General features: G+C 70.2%; 22 protein-coding genes and 4 tRNA genes. 9 read left to right on the forward strand and 17 right to left on the reverse strand.

The annotated features are described in order from the left end of the window. Positions 1-50: 50 nt before the first annotated feature. From nusG to ACFV8T_RS06730, 3 genes are all read right to left on the reverse strand, one after another. On the reverse strand, positions 51-920 hold the full coding sequence (nusG, locus tag ACFV8T_RS06720) for a transcription termination/antitermination protein NusG (RefSeq protein WP_385325253.1): 870 nt from the start codon (positions 918-920) through the stop codon (positions 51-53). 73 nt (positions 921-993) lie between these two features. Further along, complete coding sequence (gene secE, locus ACFV8T_RS06725; RefSeq protein ID WP_093540775.1) at positions 994-1,281, reverse strand: preprotein translocase subunit SecE; 288 nt, start codon at positions 1,279-1,281, stop codon at positions 994-996. 106 nt (positions 1,282-1,387) lie between these two features. After that, positions 1,388-1,460: transfer RNA gene (locus tag ACFV8T_RS06730), tRNA-Trp, on the reverse strand. A gap of 225 nt (positions 1,461-1,685) precedes the next feature. On the opposite strand from ACFV8T_RS06730, the gene ACFV8T_RS06735 reads away from it, so the two are divergent. Further along, the gene (locus ACFV8T_RS06735; RefSeq protein ID WP_385325254.1) at positions 1,686-2,912 is read left to right on the forward strand and encodes a pyridoxal phosphate-dependent aminotransferase; all 1,227 of its coding nucleotides are present in this window, start codon (positions 1,686-1,688) and stop codon (positions 2,910-2,912) included. 121 nt (positions 2,913-3,033) lie between these two features. Continuing rightward, entirely contained in the window at positions 3,034-4,056 is a 1,023-nt protein-coding gene (locus tag ACFV8T_RS06740; protein ID WP_385325255.1) for an adenosine deaminase, read from the forward strand. Between the two features lie 23 nt (positions 4,057-4,079). Here ACFV8T_RS06740 and ACFV8T_RS06745 read toward each other — a convergent pair whose 3' ends face one another. Beyond that, a complete protein-coding gene (locus ACFV8T_RS06745) occupies positions 4,080-4,685 on the reverse strand; it encodes a TetR/AcrR family transcriptional regulator (RefSeq protein WP_385325257.1) in 606 nt (201 codons plus the stop codon). Between the two features lie 87 nt (positions 4,686-4,772). On the opposite strand from ACFV8T_RS06745, the gene ACFV8T_RS06750 reads away from it, so the two are divergent. Then, positions 4,773-5,408, forward strand: coding sequence for an NAD(P)-dependent oxidoreductase (locus ACFV8T_RS06750; RefSeq protein WP_385325258.1), 636 nt, complete (start codon positions 4,773-4,775; stop codon positions 5,406-5,408). 21 nt (positions 5,409-5,429) lie between these two features. On the opposite strand, the gene ACFV8T_RS06755 is transcribed toward ACFV8T_RS06750, so the two are convergent. The 8 genes from ACFV8T_RS06755 to ACFV8T_RS06790 all read right to left on the reverse strand — a co-directional run bounded on the left by ACFV8T_RS06755 (position 5,430) and on the right by ACFV8T_RS06790 (position 10,168). Beyond that, a complete protein-coding gene (locus tag ACFV8T_RS06755; protein ID WP_385325259.1) occupies positions 5,430-6,485 on the reverse strand; it encodes a UDP-N-acetylmuramate dehydrogenase in 1,056 nt (351 codons plus the stop codon). Between the two features lie 70 nt (positions 6,486-6,555). Further along, the gene (locus tag ACFV8T_RS06760; protein ID WP_385325260.1) at positions 6,556-7,986 is read right to left on the reverse strand and encodes an MFS transporter; all 1,431 of its coding nucleotides are present in this window, start codon (positions 7,984-7,986) and stop codon (positions 6,556-6,558) included. 75 nt (positions 7,987-8,061) lie between these two features. Beyond that, positions 8,062-8,610 carry a TetR/AcrR family transcriptional regulator gene (locus tag ACFV8T_RS06765; protein WP_385325262.1) on the reverse strand — a complete coding sequence of 183 codons (549 nt, stop codon included), beginning with the start codon at positions 8,608-8,610 and terminating at the stop codon, positions 8,062-8,064. 129 nt (positions 8,611-8,739) lie between these two features. Next, positions 8,740-9,168 (reverse strand): MaoC family dehydratase, encoded by a 429-nt coding sequence (locus ACFV8T_RS06770; RefSeq protein WP_385325264.1) that lies wholly within the window; start codon positions 9,166-9,168, stop codon positions 8,740-8,742. Continuing rightward, complete coding sequence (locus tag ACFV8T_RS06775) at positions 9,168-9,620, reverse strand: MaoC family dehydratase N-terminal domain-containing protein (RefSeq protein WP_266415539.1); 453 nt, start codon at positions 9,618-9,620, stop codon at positions 9,168-9,170. Before ACFV8T_RS06775 ends, ACFV8T_RS06770 begins: the two co-directional genes overlap by 1 nt. A gap of 103 nt (positions 9,621-9,723) precedes the next feature. Beyond that, positions 9,724-9,888 (reverse strand): 50S ribosomal protein L33, encoded by a 165-nt coding sequence (gene rpmG, locus ACFV8T_RS06780; protein WP_003956487.1) that lies wholly within the window; start codon positions 9,886-9,888, stop codon positions 9,724-9,726. An 89-nt stretch (positions 9,889-9,977) separates the two neighbouring features. Next, positions 9,978-10,050, reverse strand: a tRNA-Met gene (locus ACFV8T_RS06785). A gap of 45 nt (positions 10,051-10,095) precedes the next feature. Then, a tRNA-Thr gene (locus ACFV8T_RS06790) sits at positions 10,096-10,168 on the reverse strand. 302 nt (positions 10,169-10,470) lie between these two features. On the opposite strand from ACFV8T_RS06790, the gene ACFV8T_RS06795 reads away from it, so the two are divergent. Both ACFV8T_RS06795 and ACFV8T_RS06800 read left to right on the forward strand, forming a co-directional pair. Further along, positions 10,471-11,772 carry an amidohydrolase family protein gene (locus ACFV8T_RS06795; RefSeq protein WP_385325265.1) on the forward strand — a complete coding sequence of 434 codons (1,302 nt, stop codon included), beginning with the start codon at positions 10,471-10,473 and terminating at the stop codon, positions 11,770-11,772. A gap of 34 nt (positions 11,773-11,806) precedes the next feature. Further along, positions 11,807-12,463 (forward strand): SDR family oxidoreductase, encoded by a 657-nt coding sequence (locus tag ACFV8T_RS06800; RefSeq protein ID WP_385325267.1) that lies wholly within the window; start codon positions 11,807-11,809, stop codon positions 12,461-12,463. 67 nt (positions 12,464-12,530) lie between these two features. Here the strand turns inward: ACFV8T_RS06800 and ACFV8T_RS06805 are convergent, their stop codons facing one another. Together ACFV8T_RS06805 and ACFV8T_RS06810 are read right to left on the reverse strand one after the other, a co-directional pair. Beyond that, positions 12,531-12,980: a DUF523 domain-containing protein gene (locus ACFV8T_RS06805; protein WP_266415545.1), complete on the reverse strand. Its 450-nt coding sequence runs from the start codon at positions 12,978-12,980 to the stop codon at positions 12,531-12,533. Between the two features lie 101 nt (positions 12,981-13,081). Further along, positions 13,082-13,163: transfer RNA gene (locus tag ACFV8T_RS06810), tRNA-Tyr, on the reverse strand. 212 nt (positions 13,164-13,375) lie between these two features. Between ACFV8T_RS06810 and ACFV8T_RS06815 the strand changes: the two genes are divergently transcribed. The 3 genes from ACFV8T_RS06815 to ACFV8T_RS06825 all read left to right on the forward strand — a co-directional run bounded on the left by ACFV8T_RS06815 (position 13,376) and on the right by ACFV8T_RS06825 (position 15,239). Next, positions 13,376-13,864: a YajQ family cyclic di-GMP-binding protein gene (locus ACFV8T_RS06815; protein ID WP_030926258.1), complete on the forward strand. Its 489-nt coding sequence runs from the start codon at positions 13,376-13,378 to the stop codon at positions 13,862-13,864. A gap of 159 nt (positions 13,865-14,023) precedes the next feature. Next, complete coding sequence (locus tag ACFV8T_RS06820) at positions 14,024-14,524, forward strand: methylated-DNA--[protein]-cysteine S-methyltransferase (protein ID WP_385325269.1); 501 nt, start codon at positions 14,024-14,026, stop codon at positions 14,522-14,524. Between the two features lies 1 nt (position 14,525). Beyond that, the gene (locus tag ACFV8T_RS06825) at positions 14,526-15,239 is read left to right on the forward strand and encodes an alpha-ketoglutarate-dependent dioxygenase AlkB family protein (protein ID WP_385325270.1); all 714 of its coding nucleotides are present in this window, start codon (positions 14,526-14,528) and stop codon (positions 15,237-15,239) included. On the opposite strand, the gene ACFV8T_RS06830 is transcribed toward ACFV8T_RS06825, so the two are convergent. Both ACFV8T_RS06830 and ACFV8T_RS06835 read right to left on the reverse strand, forming a co-directional pair. Further along, positions 15,200-15,472, reverse strand: coding sequence for a GlsB/YeaQ/YmgE family stress response membrane protein (locus ACFV8T_RS06830; protein ID WP_266415556.1), 273 nt, complete (start codon positions 15,470-15,472; stop codon positions 15,200-15,202). The genes ACFV8T_RS06825 and ACFV8T_RS06830 overlap by 40 nt on opposite strands. 106 nt (positions 15,473-15,578) lie before the next feature. Continuing rightward, entirely contained in the window at positions 15,579-15,818 is a 240-nt protein-coding gene (locus ACFV8T_RS06835; protein ID WP_385325271.1) for a hypothetical protein, read from the reverse strand. A 172-nt stretch (positions 15,819-15,990) separates the two neighbouring features. Between ACFV8T_RS06835 and ACFV8T_RS06840 the strand changes: the two genes are divergently transcribed. Further along, positions 15,991-16,392 (forward strand): YccF domain-containing protein, encoded by a 402-nt coding sequence (locus ACFV8T_RS06840; protein WP_072485811.1) that lies wholly within the window; start codon positions 15,991-15,993, stop codon positions 16,390-16,392. A gap of 238 nt (positions 16,393-16,630) precedes the next feature. Here the strand turns inward: ACFV8T_RS06840 and htpX are convergent, their stop codons facing one another. Further along, the gene (gene htpX / locus ACFV8T_RS06845) at positions 16,631-17,494 is read right to left on the reverse strand and encodes a zinc metalloprotease HtpX (protein WP_385325273.1); all 864 of its coding nucleotides are present in this window, start codon (positions 17,492-17,494) and stop codon (positions 16,631-16,633) included. Between the last annotated feature and the right edge of the window lie 76 nt (positions 17,495-17,570).

The raw sequence follows: 17,570 nt of genomic DNA on the forward strand, positions 1-17,570 counted from the left end.
CCGGTCTGACCTGCTCGGTAGGCATGTGTCCAGAAACTGGCGGGAAGCCGCTAGTTCTTCTGGATCTGGTCGAAGCTGAGCTCCACCGGGGTCTCGCGGCCGAAGATCTCGACGAGACCCTTGACCTTCTTCGAGTCGGCGTTGATCTCGTTGATCGTCGCCTGCAGCGTCGCGAACGGGCCGTCGGTGACGGTGACCGAGTCGCCCACCTCGAAGTCGAGCACCTGGACCTCGACCTTGCGGGCCGGAGCCGGCTTGCCCTCGGCCTCGGCGGCCTCGCGGGCGGCCTTCTCCTCGGCCTCCGGGGCGAGCATCTTGACGATCTCGTCCAGGGTCAGCGGGTACGGGTCGTAGGCGTTGCCCACGAAGCCGGTGACGCCGGGGGTGTTGCGGACGACGCCCCAGGACTCGTTCGTCAGGTCCATGCGCACCAGGACGTAGCCCGGGAGCTTGTTCTGGCGGACGTTCTTGCGCTCGCCGTTCTTGATCTGGACGATCTCTTCCTCGGGCACTTCGGCCTGGTAGATGAAGTCCTCGACGTTGAGCGAGACGGCGCGCTGCTCCAGGTTGGCCTTCACGCGCTTCTCGTAACCGGCGTACGTGTGGATGACGTACCACTCGCCGGGAAGGCCGCGCAGCTCGTCGCGCAGGGCCGTGACGGCGTCGACGGGGGCGGCCGGCTCGGCCTCTTCCTCGTCGTCCTCGTCGCTCTCGGAGTCGGCCTCGGCCTCCGCGGCCTCTTCCTCGTCCTCGACGTGCAGGGCGGCCTGCTCGGCGGGCTCACCCGCGGCGGCGTCGGCAGCTTCGGCCTGGTCCGGCTCCTCGGCGTCCGCCGCCTCGACGATGTCGAGCTCGTCCTCGGCGGACTCGAAGGCGCCCGCCGTCGGCTCGACGGCGTCGTTCAGGTTCGGGTCAGACACGGTGGCTGCTTCTTCCTGGATACAAATGGGTGGAACATGCGAAAGGGGCGCCCATGAGGCGCCCTCCGCGGGATCAGCCGAAGACGTACTTGATGACCCGCTGGAATCCGAAGTCAATCACGGTAACCAGACCGATCATGACGACGACGAAGACAATCACCACTGTGGTGTAAGTCGTCAGCTGACTGCGAGTCGGCCAGACGACCTTGCGCAGCTCGGCGACGATCTGGCGGTAGAACAGCGCGAGACGGCCCAGAGGGCCCTTCTTTCCGCGCTTGCCGCCCTTCCGGGTCTTCTTCTTCGACTCGGGTACTTCATCCTCGGCATCAGGCATGTCGATGGAGCCCACGGCGTCCGTCACGCTTCTCACCTGATTCCGGGTCATGGCCGTGCCGCGCCCGGTGGAGCCGCACGGCGGTGCATTGAAGTACGTACATGCGCACACATCCTGGCGAAGGAGTGTGTAGCAGGGCCGGAGGGACTTGAACCCCCAACCGCTGGTTTTGGAGACCAGTGCTCTACCAATTGAGCTACGACCCTTTGTGGTTTCCACCAACCTACCGCATCTCCCCGGATGGTTCCGATGCGGAAACGGTGCGGCTGGTGAAGGCCAACGACAGGTGAGTGTACGTGTTCAGCGGCCCGGCGTCGAACAGATAGCTCCCGACCGCTCCTGGTCGCATCTTGTCCGCATGCTGTCCGAGTGGTGTCCGGTCCCTGAAACCCCTGTGCCGACAGGGATCACGGTCTGGGACCATGGGGGCCATGAGCGCTGCAACTTCCCCCTCCGAGCGCCGGGTCTCCGCCCGCATCGGTGCGATCTCCGAATCCGCCACCCTCGCCGTCGACGCCAAGGCCAAGGCCCTCAAGGCCGCCGGCCGTCCGGTGATCGGCTTCGGTGCCGGTGAGCCCGACTTCCCCACCCCCGGCTACATCGTCGACGCCGCGGTCGAGGCCTGCCGCACCCCGAAGTACCACCGCTACACCCCGGCAGGAGGGCTCCCGGAGCTCAAGGCCGCCATCGCCGAGAAGACGCTGCGCGACTCCGGCTACGAGGTCGACGCCTCGCAGATCCTGGTGACCAACGGTGGCAAGCAGGCCATCTACGAGGCGTTCGCCGCGATCCTCGACCCGGGCGACGAGGTCATCGTCCCCGCTCCGTACTGGACCACCTACCCCGAGTCGATCCGGCTGGCCGGCGGCGTCCCGGTGGAGGTCGTGGCCGACGAGACCACCGGCTACCGGGTCTCCGTCGAGCAGCTGGAGGCGGCGCGCACCGAGCGCACGAAGGTCGTCCTGTTCGTCTCGCCGTCGAACCCCACCGGCGCCGTGTACAGCGAGGCCGACGCCGAGGCGATCGGCCGCTGGGCCGTCGAGCACGGCCTGTGGGTGCTGACCGACGAGATCTACGAGCACCTGGTCTACGGCGACGCGAAGTTCACCTCGCTGCCCGCGATCGTGCCCGAGCTGCGCGACAAGTGCATCGTGGTCAACGGTGTCGCCAAGACGTACGCGATGACCGGCTGGCGGGTGGGCTGGATCATCGGCCCGAAGGACGTCGTCAAGGCCGCGACCAACCTCCAGTCGCACGCCACGTCCAACGTCTCCAACGTGGCCCAGGTCGCCGCGCTGGCCGCCGTCTCCGGGAACCTGGACGCGGTCGCCGAGATGCGTACCGCCTTCGACCGGCGCCGGCAGACCATCGTCCGGATGCTCAACGAGATCGACGGGGTGCTGTGCCCGGAGCCCGAGGGCGCGTTCTACGCGTACCCCTCGGTGAAGGAGCTGCTCGGCAAGGAGATCCGCGGAAAGCGTCCGGCCACCTCGGTGGAGCTGGCGGCGCTGATCCTGGACGAGGCCGAGGTCGCGGTCGTACCGGGCGAGGCCTTCGGTACGCCGGGCTACCTGCGGCTCTCGTACGCGCTGGGTGACGACGACCTCGTCGAGGGCGTCTCGCGGCTCCAGAAGCTGCTGGCCGAGGCCAAGGCGTAGCGCGTCCCGCACATTCGGTGGCGAACCCCCGCTCCCGCCGGGGGTCGCTTCTCCGTTCGGGCGTCAACTCGATGGGGAAAGCGGCTACCGCTCGACCCCACGTGTGCGGCAGGATCTTGGGATGGAGCGTGATGTACGGCTGTTGCCCAAGGCCCACCTGCACCTGCATTTCACCGGGTCGATGCGGCCGACGACCCTGCTCGAACTCGCCGACAAGTACGGCGTGCATCTGCCGGATGCCCTGACCGGCGGCGAGCCGCCGAAACTGCGGGCCACGGACGAGCGCGGGTGGTTCCGCTTCCAGCGGCTCTACGACATCGCCCGGTCCTGCCTCAGGTCCCCCGAGGACATTCAGCGGCTGGTGCGCGAGGCGGCCCAGGAGGACGTCGCGGACGGCTCCGGCTGGCTGGAGATCCAGGTCGACCCCACCTCGTACGCCCCGCTGCTCGGCGGGCTGATCCCGGCGATCGAGATCATCCTGGACGCGGTGGACAGCGCGTCGCGCGCGACTGGTCTGCCGATCCGGGTGGTGATCGCGGCCAACCGGATGAAGCATCCGCTGGACGCCCGCACCCTCGCCCGGCTCGCGGTGCGGTACGCGGACCGGGGCGTGGTCGGGTTCGGGCTCTCCAACGACGAGCGCCGCGGGATGGCCCGGGACTTCGACCGGGCCTTCGCCATCGCCCGCGAGGGCGGTCTGCTGGCGGCGCCGCACGGCGGTGAGCTGTCCGGCCCCGCCAGTGTGCGGGACTGCCTGGACGATCTCGACGCGGCCCGGATCGGGCACGGCGTACGGGCCGCCGAGGACCCGCGGCTGCTGAGCAGGCTGGCGGAGCGCGGAGTGACCTGCGAGGTCTGCCCGGCGTCGAACGTGGCGCTGGGCGTCTACGAGAAGCCCGCCGACGTACCCCTGCGCAAACTGTTCGACGCCGGGGTGCCGATGGCGCTGAGCGCGGACGATCCGCTGCTCTTCGGTTCCCGGCTGGCCGCGCAGTACGACCTCGTGCGACGCCATCACGCGTTCACGGACGAGGAGCTCGCGGAGCTGGCCCGCCAGTCGGTACGGGGCTCCGCCGCGCCCGCCCCGGTACGGGCGGAGCTCCTGGCGGGCGTCGACGACTGGCTGGCGAAGCCCGCGGGATAGGACCGGTCCGGCCCCCGGGGAGTTCAGACCCCGACGCCCCGCATCAGCACGCTCGCCACGGACGCGGCGAACGCGTCGAGGGACTGCGGCGGCGCACCGCCCGCCGTGGCCTCGTAGGCGAACGCCCGCTGCACGCAGGCCCCCAGCAGCAGCGAGGCGGCCGCGTAGGTGTCCGCGTCGGCCCGCACCCGGCCGGCCGCCTGCTCGGAGCGGAGGTAGGCGTCCAGGCCGCGGATGGGCATGTGCGGGCCGGTGCCGAGTTCTCTCATCGCCTCGTTGTGGCGTTCCTTGAGCCTGGGCTCGGCGTACAGCGAGGCGGCGATCGGGAAGCTCTGCTCGTAGAAGAGTGCGGCCTGGCGGGCGATCTCGGTGAGGTTCTGCTCGACGGTGCGCTCCCCCGATCCCGGGGAGGCGATGAGCCGCTTCAGCAGCGGGTTGAGCCTGGGCAGCCGTTCCTTGAGCACGGCCACGAACAGCTCTTCCTTGCTCGCGAAGTGCTTGTAGAGCGCGGCCTCGGAGCAGCCCGCGGCTCTGGCGATCTCCTTGGTGGTGGCGCGGGCCAGGCCGATGGTGAGCATCAGCTGGTGGGCGGCGTCGATGATGCGGACGCGGGCCGGCTTCTGCTCCATGTGCACTCCAGCGAAGCTTGACGAGTTGGTGAGTATCCACTCACTCTATGGGTGAGTGAGTACTTACCCACCCTGGGAGGGTGCGCAATGAGGATCACGGTGTTCGGCGCGACGGGTGGCGTCGGTCAGGAGATCGTCCGCCAGGCGGTGGCGGCGGGCCACGAGGTGACGGCGGTGGTCCGTGACCCGGCGCGGCTGCCCGTCCTGCTCTCCGACGTACAGGTCCACACGGCCGCGCGCATGGACGAGCCGGAGGCGCTGCGCGAGGCGGTCGCGGGCCGGGACGCGGTGCTCTCCGCGCTCGGTTCGCGCGGCCGGAAGGCGGACGGGGTCGCCGAGCGGCTCACCGGGTCGGTCCTGACGGCGATGGAGGCCGAGGGGGCGCGGCGGCTGCTGGTGGTCAGCGCGGCCCCGGTCGGCCCCCGGCCGGCCGACGACCCGCTGCTGGACCGGCTGGTCCGCAAGGTGGTCGGAGCGATCCTCAAGGAGGTCTACGCGGATCTGACGCGGATGGAGGCCGCGCTGGCCCGGAGCGCGACGGACTGGACGTCCGTACGGCCGCCGAAGCTCACCAACGGGCCGCTGACGGGGAAGTACCGCACGGCCGTCGGCAGCACTCCGCGCAGCGGCCGGACCATCTCGCGCGCCGATGTGGCACACGCGATGCTGGCGCTGGTCGACGATCCGGCGTCGGTGAAGCAGGGCGTGGGCCTGGCGTACTGAGCGGCGCGGCCGCGGGAGACCCTAGAGGCTCACGCCGACCGTCACGGGTTCGTTGACGAGCGTGACGCCGAATGCCTCGCGGACTCCGGAGACGACCTCGCGGGCGAGCGCGAGGAGGTCCTCGGTGGTCGCCTCCCCGCGGTTGGTGAGGGCGAGGGTGTGCTTGGTGGAGATACGGGCCGGCCCGGTGCCGTACCCCTTGGTGAATCCGGCCTTGTCGATGAGCCAGGCCGCCGAGGTCTTGATGCGTCCCCCGTCCGCGGGGAAGGCGGGGGGCGTCACCTCGGGGCCGAGCCGGTCCTTGGCGCGGGCGAGGAACGCCTCGTACTCCGCCTCCTCCAGGATCGGGTTGGTGAAGAAGGAGCCCGCCGACCAGGAGTCGTGGTCCTCCGGGTCCAGCACCATGCCCTTGCCGGCGCGGAGCCCGAGCACCGTTTCCCGGGCGGCCGCCGCGGGCACGCGCTCGCCCTGTTCGACGCCCATGGCGCGGGCCGTCTCGGCGTACCGCAGCGGCGCGGACAGGCCGCCCGCGTCCTCCAGCTCGAAGCGGACACGCAGCACCACGAAACGGTCGGGTTCGGCCTTGAAGCGGCTGTGCCGGTACGAGAACGCGCAGTCGACGTTCGGGATGGTGACCGTTTCCCGGGTGTACCGGTCGTAGGCGACGACCTCCGTGATGGTGGAGGAGACCTCCTGGCCGTACGCGCCGACGTTCTGGATCGGGGTCGCACCGGCGGAGCCCGGGATTCCGGCCAGGCACTCGATGCCCGCGAGACCGGCTTGGACGGTGCGGGCCACGGCGTCCGTCCAGATCTCACCGGCGGCGAGTTCCAGTGCCGTGCCGTTCAGTGCGAAGCCCTTGGTCGCGATGCGCAGGGCGGTGCCTTCGAAGCCCTTGTCGCCGATGACCAGATTGCTGCCGCCGCCGATGACGAGCAGCGGGGTGCCGCTCCCGTCGGCCTCACGCACGGCTTCGATCACCTCGGCGTCGGTCGTCGCCGTGAGGAGGCGGGCGGCGGGGCCGCCCAGCCGGAAGGTGGTCAGGGGGGCGAGGGGGGCGTCATGGAGTTCCTGCACGGGGACAAGGGTACGGTCCGTGCCCCCGCCGCTCGGGCGGGGCCACGGACCGTGCGCGCGGAAGCGCGGCTCAGGCGGCGACGGCGGCACGCTTCTCGACCACCGCGGACTCCGGGGCCGAGGTGCCGCGGCGGCCCGGGATCAGCAGGGCGGCGAGGGCGGCCAGAGCCACCGCCGAGGCACCGATCCACACTGCCGGAACGGTCCCGTCCGTGAAGGATTGGGCGGACTCGTAACCGCCCTGCGAGGAGAAGACCGTGGCGAGCACGGCGACCCCGAGGGCTCCGCCGACCTCGCGCAGGGCGTTGTTGGCGCCGGAGGCGATGCCCTGCTCCGCGGGGCGGACGCTGGACATCACGAGACTGGCCGCGGGTGCGAAGTACAGGGCCATGCCGACCCCGCCGACGATCAGGCCGGGCAGCTGCGAGACGTACGAGGCGTCGGGCGCGATGATCGCCGCGAAGAATGCGAGGCCGACCGCCTGGAGGACGAGTCCGGCCACGACCACCGGACGGCCGCCGAACCGGTCGGAGAGCATCCCCGCGACGGGCGCGACCAGCATCGGCATTCCGGTCCAGGGCAGCATCCGCAGGCCGGCCTCGGTGGGCGAGTAGCCCAGCACGCCCTGGAAGTACTGGCTGAGCAGGAAGATCGAACCGAACATGCCCAGGAACATCAGCATGCTCGCCATGTTGATCCCGAGGAACGCGCGGTCACGGAAGAGCCGCATGGGCAGCATGGGGCGCTTCGCGCGGAACCCGTGGCGGATGAAGCCGGCTATGAGCGCTCCACCCGCGATCAGCGCGCCGAGGACGGTGGGGCTGGTCCAGCCGTCGGAGTTGGCGTTGACCAGGCCGTAGACGATGCCGAACAGTCCGCCGCTGACCAGGAGCGTGCCGGGGATGTCGAGCCGCGCGTCCGGCGCGTACGACTCCGTCAGGCGCAGCCGTGCCAGCGGCAGCAGGGCCAGACCCACCGGGACGTTCAGCCAGAAGATCCACTGCCAGGACAGGTGCTCGGTGAGGCTGCCGCCGATCAGGGGTCCGCTGGCCACGGCCAGTCCGGTGACCGCGCTGAAGATGCCGAGCGCGGCGCCGCGGCGGGCGGGCGGCACGGCGGCCGTGAGCAGGGTGAGCGTCAGCGGCATCATGATCGCGGCGCCCACGCCCTGGACCGCCCGGAAGGCGATCAGTTCGTTGATCCCCGGCGAGAGGGCGGCCGCGGCGGAGGCGCCGGTGAAGACGGTGAGCCCGGCGAGGAACAGCCGGCGGCGGCCGAACCTGTCGCCGAGGGCCGCCCCGAGCATCAGCAGGACGGCGAAGGTGAGGGTGTAGGCGTTCACCGTCCATTCCAGCTCGGCGAGCTCGCCGCCGAGGCTCTTGCGGATGGACGGCAGGGCGGTGGTGACCACGAGGTTGTCGAGGGCCGCCATGAATCCGGCGACGCTGGTGATGACAAGGGCCCAGACCGCTCCCGAGCGGCCTGCTGTGTGCTGGTTCACTGCTCCCCCTGGGGGTTAGTTATCAATGACTAACTTCTCTGGGCAGAAAACCGGGCGGAACCCGGGTCGCACTGTTCAGGCGATCGGCCTGGCCGCGCCATAGAACCCCGACCAGACCCGGTGCTCGGCCGGGAAGCCGAGCGAGGCCAGCGTGTTGATGAGCATTCCGTACGCGAAGAACGTCGTCGTCTCCTCGACGTCGGCACCGAGTGCGAGGTGGACGTCGCCCCACATCTCGGCCCAGGCGGCGCGCACCGTCTCTCCGAACTCATGATCCCCCGCGGCCCTGGCACTCGCCACGGCCGCGTACGTCTGCATCTGCATCTGGAGCTTTTCGGGGTCGTCGACGATGAGCCGCTGGTACGCGGCGGCCATCGCCGTCACCGCCGCGTCACCCTCAAGCCCCTCCGCGGCCTCGGCGAAGACCTTGCGGGTGTCCGCGAAGCACCGCTCGACGGCCGCGAGGAACATGGCCTGCTTGTTGGGGAAAAGACGGAAGAGGTACGGCTGCGAGACACCGACGCGCTTGGCGATCGCCTCGGTGGAGGTGGCGCTGTACCCACCGCGGGCGAACTCGATGATCGCCGCGTGGATGACGCTCTCACGCCGCTCTTCTGCACTCATCCTTGCCATGCGAGAAAGTTAGTACTCAATCACTAACTTGGTCAACCGGTCCGCGCCCACGAGCAAGGGCACGGCCCCGTGGACCGTGCCCTTACTGATGTCGCGTTACTTGCGTCGCGCGGTGCGGCCTCAGCCGAGCCGCACCACCGCGCGGGACATGCCCAGCACCTTCTTGCCCTCACTCATGGCCGTCAGATCCACCCGCACCTGCTTGTCGTCCAGCAGGGCGGCGACCTTGGCGCTGACCTCGATCAGGGCGCCGTCGTCGTCGTTCGGCACGACGACCGGCTTGGTGAACCGCACCCCGTACTCGACGACCGCGCCCGGGTCGCCGACCCAGTCCGTGACCACCCGGATCGCCTCGGCCATGGTGAACATGCCGTGCGCGATCACATCCGGCAGCCCGACCTCGCGGGCGAACTTCTCGTTCCAGTGGATCGGGTTGAAGTCGCCGGAAGCGCCCGCGTACTGCACCAGCGTCGCCCGGGTCACCGGGAAGGAATGCGCCGGCAGCTCCGTACCGACCTCGACCGACTCGTATGCGACCTTCGCCGTCATCACGCCTCCTCGGCGGCGCGCGCCACCAGCTTCGTCCACGCGGTCACCACATGCTCACCGGACTCGTCGTGGACCTCGCCACGGATGTCCAGGATGTCGTTGCCCGCCAAGGACTTGATGCCCTCGATGGTCGAGGTGACCGTCAGCCGGTCCCCCGCCCGGACGGGGCGCACATAGGCGAACTTCTGGTCGCCGTGCACCACCCGGCTGTAGTCCAGGCCCAGCTGCGGATCCTGCACCACCTGCCCGGCGGCCTTGAAGGTGATCGAGAACACGAAGGTCGGCGGGGCGATCACATCGCTGTGGCCGAACGCCTTGGCGGCCTCGGGGTCGACGTACACCGGATTCGCGTCGCCCACCGCCTCGGCGAACTCGCGGATCTTCTCCCGGCCGACCTCGTACGGCGGGGTGGGCGGATAGGTCCGCCCCACGAAGGACTGGTCGAGCGCCATGAGCTCGCTACCTCCTGATGAAAGATGAACAGGCCGAAGAACAGCCTTCATACAACGACACGAGGCCGCCCCCAGTGGGGACGGCCTCGTGTACGAGCCTGTTTCAGCGCGTTTCGCGGTGCGCAGTGTGCGAGTTGCAGCGCGGGCAGTGCTTCTTCATCTCAAGACGGTCCGGGTTGTTACGCCGGTTCTTCTTGGTGATGTAGTTCCGCTCCTTGCACTCCACGCAGGCCAGCGTGATCTTCGGGCGGACGTCGGTGGCAGCCACGTGAGTGCTCCTTGGACGGACGGATGGACGGATGAACGCAAAAAAGAGTAGCCGATCGAAGGACCGACCCCACAATCGGCTACCGTAAGTAGCGGTGACCGGACTTGAACCGGTGACACAGCGATTATGAGCCGCTTGCTCTACCGACTGAGCTACACCGCTTTGATGACGAGTCCCCCCGCCGAAGCGGGGTTTCCCGATCACCAGAGCCCCAATGCGGAATCGAACCGCAGACCTTCTCCTTACCATGGAGACGCTCTACCGACTGAGCTATTGGGGCGAGCGATGAAGACATTACACGGCTGTCGCCGATCGCCCAAATCCGTTTCGAAGGCCCATCCGGCAGCCTTGGTCGACACCCCGCCGATCCCGTGACCGACAGCCCTGGAGACCGTCCGCCGGCCGCCTGAGCAGCGCCTCGGCCTCCCCGTGAGGCGCCCTCCGCCGCAACCGTGCACCCGCGCCCCACGCATCCCCAGGGCCACACCGGTACGACTATTTCGCTCCTCCTCGAACCCGGCCGAACACGCCCCTAGGCTCGATTCACTCTGCGTGATCTTGTCCCCATTTCCCAGGAGCGCGATGCCCGACAGCCAGCCGTGGCAACCGGACGACGACGCCGCCGACGCGGCCGATGCGTCCAGCAGCCCCGACACCGTCACCTCGGCCGGGGCCGGCCTGGTGCTCTGCGGCGCCCGTCTCACCGACGGCCGCGTCGTGGACGTACGGCTCGGCGGCGGCCGCATCGAGGCCGTCGGCACCGCGGGCAGCCTGACCGCACCCGGCCCCCGGATGGACCTGCGCGGCTATCTGCTGCTCCCCGCCCCCGCCGAACCCCACGCCCACAGCGACACCGCGCTCACCGCCGACGGCGCGGGCCCCGGCACCCCGGGCCCGGTGTCGCACCGCCCGGAGGACATCCGGCGCCGCACCATCGAGGCCGCCCTGCTGCAGCTCGGCCACGGCGCCACGGCGCTGCGCTCGCACGTGCGGATCGGGGACGTCCAGGGCCTCACCTCGCTCGGAGCCGTACTGCAGGCACGCCGTTCGCTGAGCGGACTGGCCGACCTGACCCCGGTCGCCGTGCCCCGGCTGCTCACCGGCGTCGCGGGAGCCGACAACCTGGCCATGCTGCGCGACGCGGTGAAGATGGGGGTCGGTGCGGTCGGCGGCTGCCCGGACCTCGATCCGGACCCGGCGGGGTACGCGGAAGCCGTCCTGGAGGTCGCCGCCGAACAGGGCTGCCCCGTCGATCTGCACACCGACGGCGACGATCCGGCCCGGCTCGGCCGGCTGGCCGCCATGGCCGGCGGGCTGCGGCCCGGCGTCTCCCTCGGCCCGTGCGCCGGCCTCTCCCTGCTCCCCTCGCAGGCCGCCGCCCGCGCCGCCGACCAGCTGGCCGCGGCCGGGGTGACGGTGATCTGCCTCCCCCAGGGCGGCTGCTGCGGCACGGAGGGCCGGGGCACCGCGCCCGTACGGCTGCTGCGGGCGGCCGGAGTGCGGGTCGCGGCCGGCAGCGGGGCGCTGCGGGACATCGCGAACCCCGTGGGCCGCGGCGATCCGCTGGAGGCCGCCTATCTGCTGGCCTCGCAGCACGGACTGCCGGCCACGGAGGCGTACGAGGCGGTGTCCTCGGTGGCCAGGGCGGCGACGGGGCTGCCCGGCGTCAGGGTCGAGGCGGGCTTCCCGGCCGAGCTGCTCGCCGTGCGCGGGGAGCAGCTCCCGGGCGTGCTCTCGCTCGCCTACAGCCGGATCGTGGTGCATCGCGGGCGGGTGGTGGCGCGGACGAGCGCGGTGCGCGAGTACGGCGACTCCGAGACCGTCGTCGCCCTCGGTCTGCCCCACCAGGAGAGACCGGATTCCGGTCCTTGCGGCGGGCCCTGAGCGCGGCGGGCCGTCGCGGCGTACGGTCGTGACCATGCGCATTGTCATCGCAGGTGGACATGGTCAGATCGCGCTGCGGCTGGAGCGGCTGCTCGCCGCGCGCGGGGACGAAGCCGTGGGCGTCATCCGCAATCCGGACCAGAGCGAGGACCTCCGGGCGGCGGGTGCCGAGCCGGTCGTCCTGGATCTCGAATCCGCCTCCGTGGAGGAGGTGGCGCAGGTGCTGCGCGGCGCCGACGCGGCGGTATTCGCGGCCGGTGCGGGCCCGGACAGCGGCTCGGCACGCAAGGAGACGGTGGATCGCGGGGCGGCGGTGCTGTTCGCGGACGCGGCGGAACGGGCGGGCGTACGGCGCTATGTCGTGGTCTCGTCGATGGGCGCCGACCCCGACCACCGGGGCGACGAGGTCTTCGACGCGTATCTGCGGGCCAAGGGCGCGGCGGACGCGTACGTGCGCTCCAGGACCGCGCTCGACTGGACGATCCTGCGCCCCGGCATGCTGACGAACGACGCGGGCAAGGGGACGGTCCTGCTGACCGCGTCGACCGGTCGCGGGCCGGTGCCGCGCGACGACGTGGCGGCGGCGCTGCTGGAGCTGCTGGAGACCCCGGCGACGGCGGGGCTGACGCTGGAGCTCATCTCGGGGAACGTGCCGGTGGCGGTCGCGGTCAAGGACATCGCGGGGAACTGACCGGGCCGTCCGGGGCGGCCGTCCGGCGCCGCGGGGCGTCGGACCCGGCCGCGCGGGCTTTTCGGACTCAGGCGCCCGGTGCCGGGCGGACGGCGATGCCATGGCGCTCCAGCAGCGCGGCGGTGACGCCGTCGCCCTCGCGGAGCTCGCCCGTGAACGTACCGTCATAGACCGTTCCGCGCCCGCAGGAAGGGCTGCGCGCCATCAGCAGCGCCTCGGTGCACCCGGTCCGGCGCGCGGCCTCCAGCGCCCTTTCCGCGCCGTCCACGAACTCTTCCGTCACATCGTGCCCGGTGTCGTCGACGACGCGGGCGCGGCCGTCCAGCACGTCGTGGCCGTCGCCGCCGGTGATCTCGGCGGGGCGGCGCGGGGTGGGCAGTCCGGCGGAGACCTCGGGGCAGAAGGCCACAGGGCGTCGGTCACCGATGGCCGCGGTCACCGCGGCAGAGGCCTTGCCGCGGCCGTCGAAGCGGCAGGGCACGCCCTGCAGGCAGGCGCTGACCAGTACGGATTCCATGTTCACGGCCCTTTCGTGGTCCTACGGTCTCGCGGCCTCGCAGCAGCAAACAAAGGCAGCAAACAAAGAAGGCCCCTGTCTGAGACAGGGGCCTTACCATGTGGCGGCGCCAGGGTTCGAACCTGGGTAGGCTGAGCCGGCAGATTTACAGTCTGCTCCCTTTGGCCACTCGGGCACACCGCCAGGGATTGCTGCCGTGAGAACCGCTTTTCGGCGGTGCTCCCTGGCAACGACGTAAACGATACCCGATGCCCGGGGGTGCTTCGCCACCGGATTGATCAGCGGCCCGATCGGGCGCGGGTGGCTAGGCTTTGATCGGCGACGCGGGGCCGGCAGGCCCGCCGCCGCCCGTATGCACCCCGTTTCCGAACCCCCGATACAAGGAGCCACACGTCATGGCCGACTCCAGTTTCGACATCGTCTCGAAGGTCGAGCGGCAGGAGGTCGACAACGCCCTCAACCAGGCCGCCAAGGAAATCTCGCAGCGTTACGACTTCAAGGGCACCGGCGCCTCGATCTCCTGGTCCGGCGAGAAGATCCTGATGGAGGCGAACGGCGAGGAGCGGGTCAAGGCGATCCTCGACATCTTCCAGTCCAAGCTGATCAAGCGCGGCATCTCGCTGAAGTCGCTGGACGCGGGCGAGCCGCAGCTGTCCGGCAAGGAGTACAAGATCTTCGCCACGATCGAGGAGGGCATCTCCCAGGAGAACGCCAAGAAGGTGGCGAAGATCATTCGCGACGAGGGCCCGAAGGGCGTCAAGGCGCAGGTCCAGGGCGATGAGCTGCGGGTCAGCTCGAAGAGCCGGGACGATCTGCAGGCCGTGCAGGCGCTGCTGAAGGGCCAGGACTTCGACTTCGCCGTGCAGTTCGTGAACTACCGGTAAGTCCCGCCCCTTCGGGGTGCGGAGTGGGACACTCCGCTCCGCACCCGGGGTGCGATGTCCGAAAACCGCCGGTCATGTCGGAGCAGGGAACGCAGACTTGTCCATGTCGGGCGACGATCCAGTCGAATCCCGGCATGACGTGCAGGAAAGGGACGAGTCATGACCATGTACGCAACGGTCGACAGCCCGCTGGGTGAACTGCTGCTGGTCGGCGAGGAGATCACCGGCGGGGTGGCGCTCGCCTCGCTCTCGCTGCCCGGCCAGAAGGGCGCCGCGGTCGTCCAGGACGGGTGGATCCACGCCCCGGAGGCCTTCGCGGGGATCGCCGCTCAGCTGCGGGAGTACTTCGCGGGGCGGCTGACCCGCTTCGACATCGTGTACGCGGACGGCGTGGGCACCGACTTCCAGCGCCGGGTGTGGGCCGCCCTGGACACCGTCCCGTACGGGGAGACCGTGTCCTACGGGCAGATCGCCGAACACGTCGGCACCCCGGGCGCGGGGGTACGGGCCGTGGGGACGGCGATCGGGCGCAATCCGCTGCTGGTCGTGCGGCCGTGCCATCGGGTGATCGGCGCGGACGGGGCGCTGCGGGGTTACGCGGGCGGCGTGGAGCGCAAGGAGCGGCTCCTGGGGCTGGAAGGCGCCTTGGCGGTGCGTTGAGATGTCCGGACTCTTCCCGAGGCCTCGTACCGTCGTCGCGCCGGGAGCCGTGCATGTGCCGGAGTGGCTGTCGCCGGAGCGCCGGCGGAAGCTGGTGGCGGCCTGCCGGGAATGGGCGCGCGGACCCGTGCCCCTGCGGCACACGGTCCTGCCGGGCGGCGGGGTGATGTCCGTGCAGACGGTCTGCGTGGGGTGGCACTGGCAGCCGTACCGGTATGCGCGCACGGCCGACGATGTGAACGGCGCGCGGGTGGCCGAATTCCCCGACTGGCTGGCGGCGTTGGGGCGCGAGGCGCTGACCGCGGCGTACGGGGACGAGAGTCCGGTACGGACGTACACGCCGGACACCGCGCTCATCAACTTCTACGACGGGGCGGCGCGGATGGGCATGCACCAGGACAAGGAGGAGCGGTCCGGCGCTCCGGTGGTGTCGCTCAGCATCGGCGACACCTGCGTCTTCCGCTTCGGCAACACGGAGAACCGCGGAAAGCCCTACACGGACGTGGAGTTGGCCTCGGGCGATCTGTTCGTGTTCGGCGGGCCGTCACGTTTCGCGTTCCACGGCGTGCCGAAGGTCTGCCCCGGGACCGCCGACCCTGCGACGGGGATGAGCCGCGGTCGGCTCAATGTGACCCTGCGCGAGACCGGGTTGGGCGCCTTCGGCACGGACGGGCGTCAGCGGCGTTCGCGGGAGTTCCCGAACAGCAGCCGGTAGAGGATCAGCAGGACCAGCGAACCACCGATGGCGGCGATCCACGTGGCCGTGTCGAAGAAGTCGTTGGCAATGGGGCGGTCGAGGAAGCGCGACGATATCCAGCCGCCGAGGAAGGCGCCGACGATGCCTATGAGGGTGGTGCCGACCAGGCCGCCCGGGTCGCGGCCCGGCAGCAGGACCTTGGCGATGACTCCGGCCACCAGTCCGAGAATGATCCATCCGATAATGCTCATGCGTGCGAACCTACCCGTCACTCGTTCCTGGAATCCAAGACGCCCGTGGCTGTGACGTGGTTGCCTGCGCGCTCCATGAGCGGGCGGCGCCCCGGCCGCCCATGGGTCAGGTGCGGGCGCTGAATTCCGGCCAGGGCGCCGGATCGGCCGTCTCGTCCTCGGACTCCTCGGAGTACCACGCGGTGCCGTCCAGCCAGCTGCCGAGCCGCCGGGCGAGGTCGGGCTGATCCGCGTACCAGGCGTGCCCCGGCGCATCGGCGTCCAGCAGGAGGAGGTGCCTCTCCCGGCGCGGGGCGGTGCGGGCGGTCTTCTCCGCGGCTGCGAGCAACTGCTCGGTGTCGTTCATGCGTTCATGGTGAATGACGGCACTGACAGTGGGGCGGGGCCGCGGGGCTCGGGCCGTCCGCCTGTGCTCCTCGTCACTCCACGGGCCCGTTCCGGTTACTGCTGTCCGTGACCGGGGCTGATACTGATCATGCAAAGCGACGGCGGGCAAAACCCTCGGAAGGCGAGTGACCATGAAGCTCATACAGCTGATCCTGAACATCCTGTGGGTGGTGTTCTGCGGGTTCTGGATGGCCCTCGGCTACCTCGTCGCCGCGATCATCTGCTTCGTGCTGATCGTGACGATCCCGTTCGGCATCGCGTCCCTGAGGATCGCCGGTTACGTGCTGTGGCCGTTCGGGCGGACGACCGTGGAGCGGCCCGACGCGGGTGCGCCGTCCTGCGTCGGCAATGTGATCTGGCTCGTCTTCGCCGGGTGGTGGCTCGCGCTGGGGCACCTGATCACCAGCATCCCGCTGTTCGTGTCGATCATCGGTATCCCCTTCGGCTGGGCGAACCTGAAGATGATCCCCATCTCGCTGATGCCGCTGGGCCGCGAGGTGGTTCCGAGCGACGAGGCCTTCGGCGCCCGCTGATCGCCCCGAGCGGCCCCGGACTTCTCGTCCGGGGCCGCTCGCACGAGCCGGCGCGGCGATGGGGTCCCGAGCCCTCAGAGCCTGTCGGGTGACCTCAGATCGGATAGCGGACGCGGCCTGGTGCGTGCGATTCCAAGGCGGAGGAGGGAGTCGACGCGGAGCGTTGGCGACCGACGACAACGCGGGAAGCGTGCGCACCAGGCCGCGTCCGCCCGGTCGGAGGTCACCCGACAGGCTCTCAGGGGCGGGGGCCCGCCATCTGCTCCAGCCGGGCGATGCGCTCCGCCATGGGCGGATGCGTCGAGAAGAGCTTGGACATGCCCTGGCCGGGGCGGAACGGATTCGCGATCATCATGTGGCTCGCGGTCTCGATCCTCGGCTCCGGGGGGAGCGGGAGCTGTTTCGTTCCTGCGTCGAGCTTGCGCAGGGCGCTGGCCAGGGCCAGCGGGTCGCCGGTCAGCTGGGCACCGGAGGCGTCCGCCTCGTACTCGCGGGAGCGGCTGACGGCCAGCTGGATGACGGACGCCGCGATGGGGCCGAGGATCATGATCATCAGCATCCCGAGGATTCCGGGTCCGTCGTCGTCGTTGGACCGGCCCACCGGGATCAGCCAGGCGAAGTTGACCAGGAACATGACGACGGAGGCGAGCGCTCCGGCGACGGACGAGATCAGGATGTCGCGGTTGTAGACATGGCTCAGCTCGTGTCCCAGTACGCCGCGCAGCTCCCGCTCGTCCAGGATCTGCAGGATGCCTTCGGTGCAGCAGACCGCGGCGTTGCGCGGATTGCGCCCGGTGGCGAAGGCGTTGGGGGCCTGCGTCGGGGAGATGTAGAGCCGGGGCATGGGCTGGCGGGCGGCGGTGGAGAGCTCGCGGACCATGCGGTAGAGCTGTGGCGCCTCGAACTCGCTGACGGGGCGGGCCCGCATGGCCCTGAGCGCCAGCTTGTCGCTGTTCCAGTACGCGTAGGCGTTGGTGCCGACGGCTACGAGGAGCGCGACGATCAGGCCCGTACGTCCGAAGAAGCTTCCGATGACGATGATGAGTGCGGACAGTCCCCCGAGGAGTACGGCGGTTCTCAGCCCGTTGTGCCGGCGGTGCACGGTACGCCCTCCAAATGGTGCGGCAGGGGAACCCTCTGCTTGGTGGTCTCCACTCCCCCAGTGGAGCCTCCCGTAC

Source organism: Streptomyces sp. NPDC059832 (genome assembly GCF_042731715.1).
Taxonomy (GTDB): Bacteria; Actinomycetota; Actinomycetes; order Streptomycetales; family Streptomycetaceae; genus Streptomyces.